Source organism: Sphingomonas sp. 35-24ZXX, assembly GCF_000786215.1.
Classification (GTDB): domain Bacteria; phylum Pseudomonadota; class Alphaproteobacteria; order Sphingomonadales; family Sphingomonadaceae; genus Blastomonas.
Genome location: NZ_JROG01000007.1, coordinates 245,023 through 258,999 on the forward strand (window position 1 = coordinate 245,023; position 13,977 = coordinate 258,999).

General features: G+C 63.5%; 11 protein-coding genes. 5 read left to right on the forward strand and 6 right to left on the reverse strand.

Going from position 1 to position 13,977, the window contains the following annotated elements; translation table 11 throughout:
- Positions 1–14: 14 nt before the first annotated feature.
- Together LI72_RS14260 and LI72_RS14265 are read right to left on the reverse strand one after the other, a co-directional pair.
- The gene (locus LI72_RS14260) at positions 15–1,013 is read right to left on the reverse strand and encodes a glycerophosphodiester phosphodiesterase family protein (protein WP_033926595.1); all 999 of its coding nucleotides are present in this window, start codon (positions 1,011–1,013) and stop codon (positions 15–17) included.
- A 126-nt stretch (positions 1,014–1,139) separates the two neighbouring features.
- A complete protein-coding gene (locus LI72_RS14265) occupies positions 1,140–1,829 on the reverse strand; it encodes a GntR family transcriptional regulator (RefSeq protein ID WP_033926596.1) in 690 nt (229 codons plus the stop codon).
- 112 nt (positions 1,830–1,941) lie between these two features.
- Here LI72_RS14265 and LI72_RS14270 point away from each other — a divergent pair, with 112 nt between their 5' ends.
- The 4 genes from LI72_RS14270 (at position 1,942) to LI72_RS14285 (ending at position 8,639) form a co-directional block, all read left to right on the forward strand.
- Entirely contained in the window at positions 1,942–3,030 is a 1,089-nt protein-coding gene (locus tag LI72_RS14270) for an aromatic ring-hydroxylating oxygenase subunit alpha (protein WP_033926597.1), read from the forward strand.
- 71 nt (positions 3,031–3,101) lie between these two features.
- A complete protein-coding gene (locus LI72_RS14275) occupies positions 3,102–5,261 on the forward strand; it encodes a penicillin acylase family protein (protein ID WP_033926598.1) in 2,160 nt (719 codons plus the stop codon).
- A 132-nt stretch (positions 5,262–5,393) separates the two neighbouring features.
- Complete coding sequence (locus LI72_RS14280; RefSeq protein ID WP_033926599.1) at positions 5,394–8,303, forward strand: M16 family metallopeptidase; 2,910 nt, start codon at positions 5,394–5,396, stop codon at positions 8,301–8,303.
- Between the two features lie 36 nt (positions 8,304–8,339).
- Positions 8,340–8,639 (forward strand): hypothetical protein, encoded by a 300-nt coding sequence (locus LI72_RS14285; RefSeq protein ID WP_033926600.1) that lies wholly within the window; start codon positions 8,340–8,342, stop codon positions 8,637–8,639.
- A 54-nt stretch (positions 8,640–8,693) separates the two neighbouring features.
- Here the strand turns inward: LI72_RS14285 and LI72_RS14290 are convergent, their stop codons facing one another.
- The 4 genes from LI72_RS14290 to LI72_RS14305 form a co-directional block, all read right to left on the reverse strand.
- A complete protein-coding gene (locus LI72_RS14290; RefSeq protein WP_081985043.1) occupies positions 8,694–9,146 on the reverse strand; it encodes a nuclear transport factor 2 family protein in 453 nt (150 codons plus the stop codon).
- Positions 9,147–9,280: 134 nt separating this feature from the next.
- The gene (locus LI72_RS14295; protein ID WP_081985046.1) at positions 9,281–11,068 is read right to left on the reverse strand and encodes a DUF885 family protein; all 1,788 of its coding nucleotides are present in this window, start codon (positions 11,066–11,068) and stop codon (positions 9,281–9,283) included.
- Between the two features lie 146 nt (positions 11,069–11,214).
- A complete protein-coding gene (locus tag LI72_RS14300) occupies positions 11,215–11,667 on the reverse strand; it encodes a MaoC family dehydratase (RefSeq protein WP_033926602.1) in 453 nt (150 codons plus the stop codon).
- Positions 11,668–13,551 carry an acetyl/propionyl/methylcrotonyl-CoA carboxylase subunit alpha gene (locus LI72_RS14305; protein WP_033926603.1) on the reverse strand — a complete coding sequence of 628 codons (1,884 nt, stop codon included), beginning with the start codon at positions 13,549–13,551 and terminating at the stop codon, positions 11,668–11,670.
- Between the two features lie 68 nt (positions 13,552–13,619).
- Here LI72_RS14305 and LI72_RS14310 point away from each other — a divergent pair, with 68 nt between their 5' ends.
- Positions 13,620–13,949, forward strand: coding sequence for a GIY-YIG nuclease family protein (locus tag LI72_RS14310; protein WP_033926604.1), 330 nt, complete (start codon positions 13,620–13,622; stop codon positions 13,947–13,949).
- Positions 13,950–13,977 lie beyond the last annotated feature (28 nt).

The following is a 13,977-nucleotide window of genomic DNA, read 5'->3' on the forward strand; positions in this document are numbered from 1 at the left end:
GCGCCTGCGGTTGCTCAGGCCCCATCGCTCAGCGCCCGCGACCTCTTTTCCCACGCTGGCCCCACGTTCTCTATCGCGTCAGTCCAGATCAAGCCGCCGAAGCCGGCTGGAACAGCGTCCAGCTCTTGTGGGTCGGTTATTCCCGGTGCACCGTTCTCGTTGTCGATACTGCCAAAGAATATCACGGTGGTGTTGGTCTGCCGCATCCGATCGAGGAACCGGTTGGGCCAACCCCAGATGAAATGCCGGTAGTTGATGGGCACCCCGATGGCGCCGTTGACGCACGATTCCGGCAATCTGGTGCTCCAGCCCACCTTCATGTAATCGAGGGTGCACGCCTTCATATCCGCCTTGGAGAACGCAAAGCCGTTCGGGTAGATGGTTTTCCAGCGCCCAACTGGTCTTTCATGGCCATAAACCATGATCCTGCTATCCAACTTGATGCCATGCCGATCGAGATAGTCGCGCAACAGATCGGCTTCCTGAATCCAGCGGCTCTTGAAGTTTATCAGGAAGCGCTGCTCGGGAAAGGCCCTGAGAACCTGGGCGAGCGACGGCATCATCCCCTTGGCCTTGCCGCGAAAAGGAAATGTCTTGCCGCCGTCGGCAGTATATCCATAGCCGACATCAAGCGACTGGAGATAGGCGAGCGATTTCTCGCGCGTGACTCCGCTGCCTTCGGTCCGGCAATCGATCGTCCAGTCGTGAAAGACGACAAACTCGTTGTCGGTCGTCGGATGGACATCAATTTCGAGAATGTCGGCTCCAGCACGAAAGCTGGCTGCCATCGATGGAAGGGTATTCTCGATATACGGGTTTGTCGGGGGCAGCATCCGATTGGCCGTGCAACTGTCCTTGTCGATCCCGACCCGGCTGTAAAGCTGGTGGATTCCCCTGTGAGCCATCAGTTGGGCCTTGCCCTTTGGCGCAGGCGCAAGCCACGAGGCATTGGCAAGATAGACCGCGCAAACCACGACAAGTGCGGCCATGAGAAATACGCGACGTCGGTTCATAAGCCGGGCTCGGTTTCGATGCGGATGCCCCTGCTATAGGCCAATATTGCCGATGCAGGAATGCCTGCAATGGGTCGTTTGCGAAACGGGGGTCTTGTTCTCGAAATGCTCGGTCACCGCTGCCTGCTATAGCGGCCCCACCAGCGGCATCATGCCGGGGATCAGCGCGGCGCGGGCGTGGCGGCGCATGCGCGCCTCGGCCTCTTCAGGCTTGCCGGCGAGGATCGCCTCGGCGACCGCATGATGGTCCTGATGCGCGGCATGCAAGCCCCTTCTCGCGCTTGCAAGATCGTCCCAGTCCACCGCCAGCGCCCCCGCCGAAGCGAGCGGCAGATGGTTGTTGCGCGACAGCGCGACGAGGATCGCGCCATTGCCGCTGGTATCGAGCAGCAGATCGTGAAAGGCCAGGTTGTAGTTGTAGAAGCGGTCGATATCCTCGGCGGCAAAGTCGTCGCCTGCAAACAGGGCATCGCCTTCGGCGAGGCACGCCTGGAGCTTGCGCACGAAGCCGGGCGCGATCGGCCGTGAGGCAATGATGCGCACGGCCAGCCCTTCGAGCACACCACGCACCTCGACCGCGTCCTCGATCGACGTCGGCGTCGGCCCGCGGGCGGCATAGCCGCGCCGCCCCAGCCGCACCACCAGCCCTTCCTGCTCCAGCGTGCGCAACGCGGTGCGCACCGGCATGCGCGAGACGCCGAAGCGCTCCGCCGTGCCGATCTCCGCGATCCGCGTTCCATCGGGGATCTCGCCGGATACGATCATCTTGCGCAGTGCGAACAGCACGCGCTGGCCGGGCTTCATCGCTTGGTCCATCGGTGATGGTCATAGCTTTTGCACCGCGCCCGGCAAGCCCTCTCATCCGACTTGCACAGCATCAGGATTCCGATTATTGGATCCAATAATTGCATAGCAGGGAGAGATACCGATGGCCACCGCCCCCGATCTGGAAGAGCGCGGCGTCGCACGTGCCACAGCGCCATGGCCGCGCAACACCTGGTATGTCGCCTGCATGCCAGACGAGATCGACGGCAAGCCGCTGGGCCGCACCATCTGCGGAGAATCGATGGTGTTCTTTCGCGGCGAAGGGGGTGAGGTCGCTGCGCTGGAGGATTTCTGCCCGCACCGCGGCGCGCCGCTATCGCTCGGCTTCGTGCGCGATGGTGCCCTGGTCTGCGGCTATCATGGCCTCGCCATGGGGTGCCATGGCAAGACGGTCGGCATGCCCGGCCAGCGCGTGGGGGGCTTCCCGCCGATCCGCACCTTCCCGGTGATCGAACGCTATGGCTTCATCTGGGTCTGGCCGGGCGATGCCGCTCAGGCCGATCCCGCCAGGCTGCGCCACCTGGAATGGGCCGAAGATGCAGGCTGGGCCTATGGCGGTGGCTTGTATCACATCGCCTGCGATTACCGGCTGATGGTCGACAATCTGATGGACCTGACGCACGAGACCTATGTGCACTCGACCAGCATCGGCCAGAAGGAAATCGACGAAGCGCCGGTCAAGACGCGGATCGTCGGCGACGAGGTGGTGACCAGCCGGTTCATGGACGCGATCGAGCCGCCGCCGTTCTGGGCGATGGCGCTGCGCGGTGCGGGGCTGCCCGATGGCGGTCCGGTCGACCGCTGGCAGCTTTGCCACTTCCACCTGCCCAGCAGCGTCGAGATCGAGGTCGGCGTCGCGCCGGTGGGCGAAGGTGGCTATGATGCCCCGCTCGACCGCAAGGCCTATTCGGTAGTGGTCGATTTCATGACTCCCGAGACCGAGGGCTCGCACTGGTACTTCTGGGGCATGGCGCGTCGCTTTGCGGTCGACGATACAGCGCTAACCGCCACCATCCGCGAAGGTCAGGGCAAGATCTTTGCCGAGGACATGGAAATGCTGGAACGCCAGCAGAGGAATCTGGACAGCCATCCCGACCGCCGCCTGCTGTTGCTCAACATCGACGCCGGCGGGGTTCGCTCGCGCCGCCTGATCGAGCAGGCGATTGCCGCAGAAAGCAGTGCCGCCGCCTGATGCGGTAAATCGCAGCACTACCTACAGCATTGTCAGTAGACGCGCGCCGATTGCTTGATAAGGTGCGCGCCATGCGTGTGCTCAAACGTCTGGCCCTCGGCCTCCTCGTCCTTATCGCCGTCACCGCGCTGGCGCTCGCCTTGTGGGAGCCGCTGGTGGCTGAATCGGGCAAGGCGCCGCCCGCGCGCACCTATGATGTGGAGATCGTCCGCGACGATTTCGGCGTGCCGCATATCTTCGGCAAGACCGACCCCGACGTCGCCTATGGCGTCGCTTATGCCCATAGCGAGGACGACTTCTCGACGATCCAGGAAGTCGCGGCGATGACGCGCGCGCGCACCGGCGCGATGACGGGCGCGGATGGCGCGAAGGTCGATTTCGCAGCGCACCTGCTCGACATTCGCGGCACCGTCGATCGCAAGTACGAAACGCTGCCCGCCGATATCCGCGCCCTGCTCGATGCCTATGCCGCGGGCCTCAACCATTATGCCGACAAGCACCCCGAAGAGGTCCGTCTGTCCGGCCTGTTCCCGCTGAACGGGCAGGACATCGCCGCCGGGTTCGTGCTGCGCTCGCCCTTTTTCTTCGGGCTCGATTCCGTGCTCGGCGCATTGGTCGAGGGCAAGGACCTGCCGATCGAGGGCGGCCCCAAGCTCTCCGGCCCCAAGGAGAGTGGCAAGGACGTTGCGCGCATCACGCCGATCGGCCCCGAGCCCGACATGAACGGGTCGAACGCCTTTGCGGTCGCACCGGCGCGCTCGGCCGACAATGTCACGCGGCTGATCTCCAACTCGCACCAGCCCTGGCGCGGCGGCGTGGCGTGGTACGAGCTGGTGGTGCATTCGGATGAAGGCTGGGATTTCGCGGGCGCGACCTTCCCGGGATCGCCCTATCCGTTCCTGGGCCACAACAAGACCCTGGGCTGGACCAACACGGTCAACCGGCCCGACCTGATCGATGTCTACAAGCTCGAACTGAACGACAACAAGACGCAGTACAGACTGGATGGAAAGTGGCGCGACCTTGAATCGAAGCGGGTGTGGCTGAAGGTGAAGATGGGGCCGTTCACCCTGCCCTATCCGCAGACCGTCTACCGCTCGGTCCATGGCCCGGTGATCGTGAACGCCAAGGGCGCATTCGCGATCCGCTATGCCGGGATCGACGAACTCAAGATGCTCGAGCAGTATTTCCGCATCAACAAGGCGCGCAATTTCGACGAGTGGAAGGCGGCAATGGCCATCCAGGGCGTGCCCGCGACCAATTTCATCTATGCCGATGCTGAGGGCAATATCGCCATGGCGTACAACGCGCTGTTCCCGGCGCGCAAGCCCGGTGCAAACTGGCGCGGCGTGCTGCCGGGCAACCGCAGCGACCTGATCTGGAAGAGCCATCTGCCCTGGGATCGGGTTCCGATGCTGGTCAATCCGGCCTCCGGCTACATCATGAATGCCAACAACACGCCCTATGTCGCGGCGGGCCCGGGCGATGAGCTCGACCCGGCGACCTTCTCCCCGCTGATGGGGATCGAAGCCGACATGACCAACCGCGCGCGGCAAGCGATCAAGCTGTTCGAGGCCGCGGGACAGATCGATGCGGCGACGCTCGATCGGATCAAGTACGATGTCGGCTATGACAAGTCCGATTATGCCACCGGCTGGATCAATGCGCTGCTGGCGGTCAAGGCCGATGGCGACACGCGCATTCCGCAAGCGCAGGCGCTGCTGCGCGCCTGGGACTGGCAGATGGACGGCAAGGGCAAGGGCGATGCCCTGGCGCTGATGCTTATGCGCCCGGCAATGCGGCAGAGCTATCGCCGCCTGCCGCTGCCCGATGCGCGCGAGGAACTGGTGGCCGCGATCGATCATCTGGAAAAGCACTTCCAGTCGCTCGATCCGAAGCTCGGCACCGTGCTGCGGCTGCGCCAGGGCAAGGTCGACCTGCCGATGGACGGCGGTTCGGACACGCTGCGCGCGGCGACCTTGTGGGATGTCGACGAGAAGGACGGGCGCTTTGCCGTCCGCCATGGCGACAGCTTCATCCAGTTCGTCGAATGGGATGTGGACGGCAAGCTGACGTCGCGGTCTATCCAGCCATTCGGCGCTGCCACCACCCGGCCCGACAGCCCGCATTACACCGACCAGGCCAAGCTGTTCGTCGAACACAAGACGAAGCCTGTCTATTTCACCCGCGAACAGCTGATGCCGCATGCCAAGCGGCGCTATCGCCCGTGATTGTCGCTTGAAACAAGGCTCGCAACGCTTATGGTTTCAATCAGCAACCCGAGGCGGCACCGGCGCTCCTGCGACACACCGGTGACACCCGGAAGAACAAACCAATACGCTCCCAAGAGAGGCTCAATTCCCATGCTCAAGCCCTTTCGTTCGCTTATCGCCGTCTCCTCGCTGGCGCTCGCCGTGGCGCTCGCCCCTGCGCACGCGCAGCAGGCCGCGCCGGTGGCCGACCTCGTCAAGACGGTCAACATCCCCTATCAGCAGTTCACGCTGTCCAATGGGCTGACCGTGATCGTCCACGAAGATCGCAAGGCGCCGATCGTTGCGGTGTCGATCTGGTATGATGTCGGCTCGAAGCACGAGCCCAAGGGCAAGACCGGCTATGCCCATCTGTTCGAACACATCATGTTCAACGGATCGGAAAACGCCCAGGGCGATTATTTCGAATATCTCAAGAAGCTGGGCGCGACCGATTTCAACGGCACCACCTGGTTCGATCGCACCAACTATTTCCAGACTGTGCCCAAGGCAGGGCTGGAAGGCGCATTGTTCCTGGAAAGCGACCGCATGGGCCATCTGCTCAACGGCATCACCCAGGACAAGCTGACCAACCAGATCGGCGTGGTGCAGAACGAGAAGCGCCAGGGCGACAACCAGCCTTATGGTCTGGTCGAATACAAGCAGATCGAGATGCTGACCCCGCCCGAGCATCCTTATGGCCACTCGACGATCGGATCGATGGCCGACCTCGAGGCTGCCTCGCTCGACGACATGAAGAAGTGGTTCACCGATCACTACGGCCCCAACAACGCGATCCTGGTGCTGGCGGGCGACATCAACGTTGCCGAAGCCAAGCCGCTGGTGGAAAAGTATTTCGGCGATATCGCCAAGGGCCCTGAAGTTGCCAGGCTGAACCCGCCGCTGCCGACGCTGGATGCGGAGAAGGTCGCGGTAATGAAGGACAAGGTGCCCACCGCGCGCCTGTATCGCTTCTGGACCGTCCCGGGCCTCAACGATCCCGATTTTGCGGCGCTGGATGTTGGCGCGACCGTTCTCGGCGGCCTTGCCAGCTCGCGGCTCGACAACATTCTGGTGCGTGACGAACAGACCGCCGTTGCGGTCACTGCATCGGCGCAGCCTTTCGTTCATGGCAGTGTGTTCGAAGCCTATGTCGATGTGAAGCCCGGCGCGGACATCGACGCCGTGTCGAAGCGGTTCGATGCGATCCTCGCCGATTTCATCGCCAACGGCCCGACCGCCGATGAGGTCCAGCGCGTCGCCACGCGTGAGGCCGCAGGCCGGATCACCGGCCTCGAACAGGTCGGCGGCTTTACCGGCAAGGCCGTGACGCTGGCCGAAGGTGCCCTCTATTCCGACGACCCCGCCTTCTACAAGAAGCAGCTCGACATGCTCGCGGCGATGACGCCCGAAAAGGTCACCGCCGCGATGAAGAAGTGGCTGACCCGCCCGGTCGCCAAGCTGCACGTTCTGCCCGGCGAGCGTGATGCCTATGCCGATGACGCTGGCGGCGGCGCAGGCCAGGCGACCGGATCGGGCCCTGCGATGCGCACCGGCGTCCTTGCGGCGCCTGCTTTCTATTCGAGCATGGCTGACGATGCGATGGCGGCAGGCTCTGCCAGCAAGCAGCCGCTGGCAGCAGTGGACCGCTCGACCTTCCCCGAAGCAGGCAGCGTGCCCGATCTCGATTTCCCCGATGTCGAGGAAGCCACGCTCTCGAACGGCATCAAGGTGCGTTTCGCCAAGCGGACCGCGGTCCCAGTGGTGCGCGTCGCCGTCAGCTTCGACGCGGGCTTTGCCAGCGATCCCAAGGACGCACTGGGCACCAACAGCCTGATGATTGCGCTGCTGCAGGAAGGCACGCAGAAGCTCAATTCAGTGCAGCTGGCTGAAGCGCAGGAGCGACTGGGCACCAACATCAGCGCATCGTCCGATCTTGATCGCACGATCGTGTCGATGAGCGCGATGAAGCCCAACCTCGGCGCATCGCTCGACCTGCTGGCCGATGTCATCCGCATGCCTGCCTTCGATGCCAAGGAACTGGAGCGCGTGCGCGTGCAGCAGCTGACCCGCATTCAGGCGGAAAACACCCAGCCCCAGGGCATCGCGCTGCGCAACCTGCCGCCGCTGCTCTACGGCACCAGCCACCCCTATGGCGTGCCGCTGACCGGCACCGGTGATCCGGCCGTGGTCAGCAAGCTGACCCGCGACCAGATCGCGGCCTATCACAGCCAGTGGATGCGGCCCGAGCGCGCGTCGATCTTCGTCGTCGGCGACACCACGCTCAAGGACATGCTGCCGATGCTGGAGGCGCGCTTCGGCAAATGGCCGTCGAACCGCATGGCGCTGATGCAGAAGGATTTCAGCGCAGCGATCCCCGAAGGCCAGGGCCGCATCATCCTGATCGACCGTCCCAATTCGCCGCAGTCGCTGATTCTGGCGGGTCAGGTGCTCAAAGCCAAGGGCACCGACGATCTGCTCGCGCTGGAAACGGCCAACGACATTCTGGGCGGCGATTTCCTCTCGCGCATCAACATGGACCTGCGCGAAACCAAGGGCTGGTCCTATGGCACCCGCACCCTGATCCAGCGCCCCAAGAACGACGTGCCGTTCCTCGCGTTTGCGCCGGTGCAGACCAACCAGACAGGCCCTTCGGTCGCTGCGATCATCGAGCAGATGAACGGCTTCATCGGTGACAAGGGCGTCACCCCCGAAGAGCTGGACCGCACGGTCAAGGGCAACAGCCTGGAACTGGCGGGCACCTACGAGCGCTCGTCCTCGGTGCTCTCGCAGATGCAGTCGGACGCGCTTTATGGCCGCCCGACCAACTATGCCGAAAGCCTGGCAGCACAGTATCGCGGCATGGATGCCGAAAAGCTCAATGCCGCGATGCGGGGCGCTCTGAACCCCAAGGCGCTGACCTGGGTCATCGTGGGCGATGCCGCCAAGGTCGAGGAACAGCTCAAGGCATTGAACATGCCGATCGAAGTTCGCCGTGCTGCCCCGGCAGCCGGAGACAAGTAAGCCTAGTATTTTCAACCACCCAAGAGAGGACTGAACATGTCAGTAGCTGGACAATATGATTGCGTGACCAAATCGCCGATGGGCGACCAGAAGTCGGTGCTGACCGTCAATGTCGACGGCGACAGCTGGACCGGATCGAACGCCGGCCAGATGGGCGCGCTCGACATCACCGACGGCAAGGTCGACGGTAACACGCTGACCTGGACGATGGACATGAAGGTGCCGATGCCAATGAAGCTGGAAGGTACCGCCACCGTCGATGGCGACACCATCACCGGCCAGGTCAAGGCAGGCGCCTTCGGCACCATGGCGATGACCGGCACCCGCAAGGCGTAAGCTTTCGCTGGAATTTCGAGAAACCCTCCCCGTGCTCGCCATGGGAAGGGTTTTTTATGGCCGGTGCGCCGCGACTGGATCGTTGGGATCGGGCGTGTCGGCCGATGACACATGGTTGAGCGCAATCACCCAGCGCCCGCCAACCCGCCGCATCAGCCGGGTGTTGATGCCATATTGCGGGTCCACAGGCCGGTCGAGGTGATAGCGGCTGATCAGCTGCGCGGCATCCGGCGCCAACATCTCCACCTTGATATCATAGAAATGCAGCGTCCCCCGCCGTTCGGGCGCGCCGCCATAATCGCGGACATAATGATCGAGCGTGCCCTGCCAGTCGCGCTGGAACTGCCCGCGCGAGACGAACACCACACCGGGGTTCTGGAAGCCGCGCATATAGCCTTCGAAATCGCCGCGATTCCAGGCGGCCTGCATGTCGGCGATGACCGTGCGAATTTCGGCTTCTGGCGAGGGCGCTTCGGCATGGGCTGGCGCGGCGCAAAGCAGCGCCAGTGCTGCAAATACCCCAAGTCGCCGTCCCTCGTCACTCCCGCGTACGCGAGGATCCCGCTTTTGCGACACACTCTGCGACGACAGCGGGCCCCCCGCCTTCGCGGGGGTGACGAATTCACAGCGGGTAAAGAGGCTCACTTGCCCGCCTTGGCGAGCTTGGCCTTTTCGGCCGCGATGAACTCTTCCATCTTCTGCTCCATCACCGGCAGCGGGACCGACCCCAGATTGAGGAAGGTGTCGTGGAACGGCCGCTGGTCGAACGCGGTGCCCAGTTCGGCCTCTGCCTTGGCGCGCATCTTGCGCAAGGATATCTCGCCCAATTTGTACGCCAGCGCCTGCGCGGGCCAGGAAATGTACCGATCCACCTCGGTCTCGACATCGCGCTGCGCCAGCGCGGTGTGCCCGGCGAGATAATCGATCGCCTTCTGCCGGCTCCAGCCCTTGGTATGGATGCCGGTGTCGATCACCAGCCGCACCGCGCGCCACATCTCGAAGGTCTGGCGGCCGAACTCTTCATAAGGCGTTTCGTACAGGCCCAGCTTGGTCCCCAGCCATTCGGTGTACAGGCCCCAGCCCTCGCCATAGCCCGAGAAATAGGTCTGGCGGCGGAAATCGGGCCGGTCGGGCGCTTCCAGCGCGACGGCGGCCTGGAAGCTGTGCCCCGGAATGCACTCGTGCAGCGCCAGCGCGGTCAGGTTGTACAGCGGCCGTGACGGCAGGTCGTAGGTGTTGAACAGGCAGCTATCCAGCCCGCCGCGTCCCGAGGTGTAGATCGGCGCGATGACATCGGGCACCGGCAGGATGGTGAAGCGGTAGCGCGGCAGGAAATTGAACGTTTCCTTGAGCTTGCCATCCATCCGCTTGGTCACATAAGCCGCGTAGGACAGCAGCTCGCGCGGAGTCTTAGCGTAGAATTGCGGGTCGGTGCGCATGAACTGCAGGAATTCGGGGAACGTGCCCTTGAACCCCGTCTCGCGCATCGTCTTCTGCATGTCGGCATCGATCCGCGCGACTTCCTTCAGGCCGATCTCGTGGATCTGCTCGGGCGTCAGGTCGAGCGTGGTATAGAGCTTGATCTGATCCTGGTAGAAGCGCTTGCCATCGGGCAGCGAATAGGCGTCGATCTGAGTCCGTGCCTTGGGCATGTATTCGGACCGCATGAAATTGAGCAGCTTGGCATAGGCCGGCACCACCGACGTCTCAATCGCCTTCAGCGCCTCGGCGCGCAGCCTGGCCTGCTCGTCCGGCGCGATGTTCTGCGGCATCACGCGGAAGGCGTCGTAGAACGGGTTGGCCTCGCCCGCGACGGTATAGGCCTCGATCGTCGCATCGCGCCCCTCGATGCCGACACGCGGCACCGTATAGCCGCGCGCCAGACCAGCGCGCATGTTGACGATGTTTTCGTCGAAAAAGCGCGGGATGTCGTTCATCCGCCCCAGATAGCGCTTGTAGCCGGTGGCGTTGCCAAAGCCCTGGCGCGGGTTCAGCCCGCCCCAGAAGAAGGTGTCGCTGTTAAACGGGGCTTCATAGGTCTTGTACTCGATGCTGTTGGCATTCTCCCACACCGACTGGCGGAACACCGCGGCATTGACCTGCTCGTCGGGCGACAGCTGGTCCATCGGAATGGCATCGAGCTGTTTGAGGACATCGGTCCAATAGGCCAGCCGCCGCGCCTGCGCCTCGGCGGTTTCGTCCGAGAAGCGATCCCCCTGCACCCAGCGGCCGCCCTCCTTGACCTGCGCATATTCCTTCTGCCGCCATTCCCATTCGGCATCGTAGAGCGCGCGCAGCTTGGCATCCATTGGGCCGGGGGCGGGCTTCACCGTCGCCGCTGCAGGCGCGGCTTCCTGTGCGAAAACCGGGCCTGCCCCGAGGCTCGCAGCCCCCAGCAGAAGCGAAACCAGAAGACGTGATGCGCGCATGGTGAGACCCCGGACGTAGCTGCGTTGGACGAGCCACATTAGACGCAGCATGCAATCAGATGGTCAAGCAAATAGTATACGAAAAACGACAAGCTATTGAATTGCCGCTTATCGTCACTGGACGGCGGGCGAAAACCGGCGCAGCGTCAGGCGTCCCGCTTCTTGATCAGCGCCGAGCGCAGGCAGCGGCACACCACCTCGCCGCGCTGGTTGATCAGCTCATGCGTGAAGGTGACGATCCCGGCGTTGGGGCGCGATTTCGATTCTTTCAGCTCGGTCACCTCGCTGGTCGCGCGCATGGTATCGCCGATGAACACCGGCTTGGGCATGACGAGCCTGTCATAGCCCAGGTTCGCCACCAAGGTGCCCAGCGTTGTATCGCCAACCGACAGCCCGATCATCAGGCTGAAGGTGAAGGTGCCGTTGACGAGGATCTGCCCGAACTCGCTCGCCTTCGCCGCCTCGACATCGAGATGCAGCGGCTGAGGATTGTGCGTCATCGTGCTGAACAGCAGATTGTCGGTCTCGGTCACAGTCCGGCGGATCTCATGCTCGATCCGGTCGCCGATCTGCCACTCGTCGAAAAACTTGCCTGCCATTTACGCTTCCACCGCCTCGATGCGCACCAACAGCGCATCGACCTGCACCTGTGCGCCCTCGCTGGCGTTGAGCTCTGCCACCACGCCATCGAACGGCGCGACCAAAGAATGCTCCATCTTCATCGCCTCGAGCGTCAGCAATTTCTGCCCCTTGGTGACCGACTGGCCTGCGGTCACATCCACCGCGATGACCTTGCCCGGCATGGGAGAGAGGATGGAGCCGGAGGAGGCGGCACCACTGCCCGAGCCGCGCACGGAAGCCAGGGCCACCGTATAAGGCTCCCCCTGCTCGAACATCACGATGCCGTCGTCATGTTCTTGCCACCGCAGCATGCCGACATAGTCAACCTCTGCATTGTGATCGATCGCGAGCGTGCGCGGCACACTGTCCACCGCAAAGACCCCGGTGGCCAGACGCGCGCCATTCAAGCGAAAGCCGCGCAGCCCATGGGGAACATCACGGACATGGCGCGGAACCAGCAACCTTACCGCTTCGTCCAGGCCCTGCGGATCAGGCTTGGTTACCAGCCGATCGAGATTCGCCGCGATGAACCCGGTCTCGACATGGCCGTCGCGAAACGCCTGCTCGTCCAGCAGCCGGGCCAGGAACCCCGCATTGGTCTTGACCGGCCACACCTCGACCGTCTCGCAAAGCGATTTCAGGTTGTCGATCGCCAGTTCGCGATCCTCGCCCGTCGACACCAGCTTCGCGATCATCGGATCGTAGAAGGGGGAAATCTGGTCGCCCTCTTCGACACCGGTTTCGATCCGGTCGCCGTAATCGCTGTAGTGCGAGAAATGCGCCAATCGCCCGATGCTCGGCAAGAACCCCTTGGCCGGGTCCTCCGCATAGAGCCGCGCTTCCATCGCCCAACCGTTGATGGCCAGCTCATCCTGCCTGAGCGGGATCGGCTCGCCGCTCGCTACGCGCAGCTGCCATTCGACCAGATCGACCCCGGTGATCTCTTCTGTCACCGGATGCTCGACCTGCAGCCGCGTGTTCATTTCCATGAACCAGATGCGGTCGGCGCGCAGGCCTTCGGAGCCGTCGGCGATGAATTCGATCGTGCCTGCACCCTGATAATCCACCGCCTTGGCCGCGCGCACCGCCGCGCCGCACACTGCCTCGCGCGTCGCCTCGTCCATGCCGGGTGCAGGCGCTTCCTCGATCACCTTCTGGTGGCGGCGCTGCAGCGAGCAATCGCGCTCGAACAGATGGACGACGTTGCCGTGGCTGTCCCCGAACACCTGCACCTCGATATGGCGCGGGCTTTCGATCCACTTTTCGAGCAGCACGACATCATTGCCGAAACTCGCCGCCGCCTCGCGCTTGCAGCTGACGAGCGCGTCGGCGAAGTCCGCCGGTGCATCCACCTTGCGCATCCCCTTGCCGCCGCCGCCCGCGACCGCCTTGATCAGCACCGGATAGCCAATCTTGGCGGCTTGCTCGGCAAGGAAATCAGGGTCCTGATTGTCCCCCAGATAGCCCGGCGTGGTCGGCACGCCTGCGGCATCCATCAGCTTCTTTGCTGCGTCCTTGAGCCCCATCGCGCGGATCGAATCCGGCTTGGGGCCGACCCAGATCAGCCCGGCAGCGATCACGGCCTGCGCGAATTCCGCGTTCTCGGACAGGAAACCATAGCCCGGATGGATCGCCTCCGCGCCGGTCTGCCTGGCCGCGGCGATGATCTTCTCGCCCACCAGATAGCTGTCGCGCGCAGCCGACGGCCCGATATGCACCGCCTCATCGGCAGACCGCACATGCAGCGCCCTGGCGTCGGCGTCGGAATAGACCGCAACGGTGCGCACACCCATGGCGCGGGCGGTGCGGATAATCCGGCAGGCGATCTCGCCGCGGTTGGCGATGAGGAGGGATTTCAGCATGGGGTGCAACCTTCTTCGTCACCCTGAACTTGTTTCAGGGTCCATGGTGCGGCATTGCTAGGGGCCTGATGGACCGGCAACCGTGCGTCTACATTCTGGCCAGCGACGCCTATGGCACGCTGTACATCGGCGTAACATCGAACCTGATCGGTCGTCTGCACCAGCACCGCACTAGCGAGATCAAGGGCTTCACCTCGCGCTACAGCGTCCATCGCCTCGTCCGCTTTGAACTGTTCGATACCATGGAAGGCGCGATCGAACGGGAAAAGCAGCTCAAACGCTGGCACCGGCAGTGGAAGATCAACCTGATCGAAAGCGAAAACCCTCAGTGGATCGATCTGGCGGTGGGCTTTGGTTTTGATCCTGTGCCGCCGCGCGGCAGGCGAGATGGACCCTGAAACAAGTTCAGGGTGACGTGGGGGCTGC

What these genes read in the sequence shown, in the direction of transcription:
- LI72_RS14260 (WP_033926595.1), bottom strand. Translation starts at nt 1,013, where the DNA reads ATGAACCGACGTCGCGTATTTCTCATGGCCGCACTTGTCGTGGTTTGC.
- LI72_RS14265 (WP_033926596.1), bottom strand. Translation starts at nt 1,829, where the DNA reads ATGGACCAAGCGATGAAGCCCGGCCAGCGCGTGCTGTTCGCACTGCGC.
- LI72_RS14270 (WP_033926597.1), top strand. Translation starts at nt 1,942, where the DNA reads ATGGCCACCGCCCCCGATCTGGAAGAGCGCGGCGTCGCACGTGCCACA.
- LI72_RS14275 (WP_033926598.1), top strand. Translation starts at nt 3,102, where the DNA reads ATGCGTGTGCTCAAACGTCTGGCCCTCGGCCTCCTCGTCCTTATCGCC.
- LI72_RS14280 (WP_033926599.1), top strand. Translation starts at nt 5,394, where the DNA reads ATGCTCAAGCCCTTTCGTTCGCTTATCGCCGTCTCCTCGCTGGCGCTC.
- LI72_RS14285 (WP_033926600.1), top strand. Translation starts at nt 8,340, where the DNA reads ATGTCAGTAGCTGGACAATATGATTGCGTGACCAAATCGCCGATGGGC.
- LI72_RS14295 (WP_081985046.1), bottom strand. Translation starts at nt 11,068, where the DNA reads ATGCGCGCATCACGTCTTCTGGTTTCGCTTCTGCTGGGGGCTGCGAGC.
- LI72_RS14300 (WP_033926602.1), bottom strand. Translation starts at nt 11,667, where the DNA reads ATGGCAGGCAAGTTTTTCGACGAGTGGCAGATCGGCGACCGGATCGAG.
- LI72_RS14305 (WP_033926603.1), bottom strand. Translation starts at nt 13,551, where the DNA reads ATGCTGAAATCCCTCCTCATCGCCAACCGCGGCGAGATCGCCTGCCGG.
- LI72_RS14310 (WP_033926604.1), top strand. Translation starts at nt 13,620, where the DNA reads ATGGACCGGCAACCGTGCGTCTACATTCTGGCCAGCGACGCCTATGGC.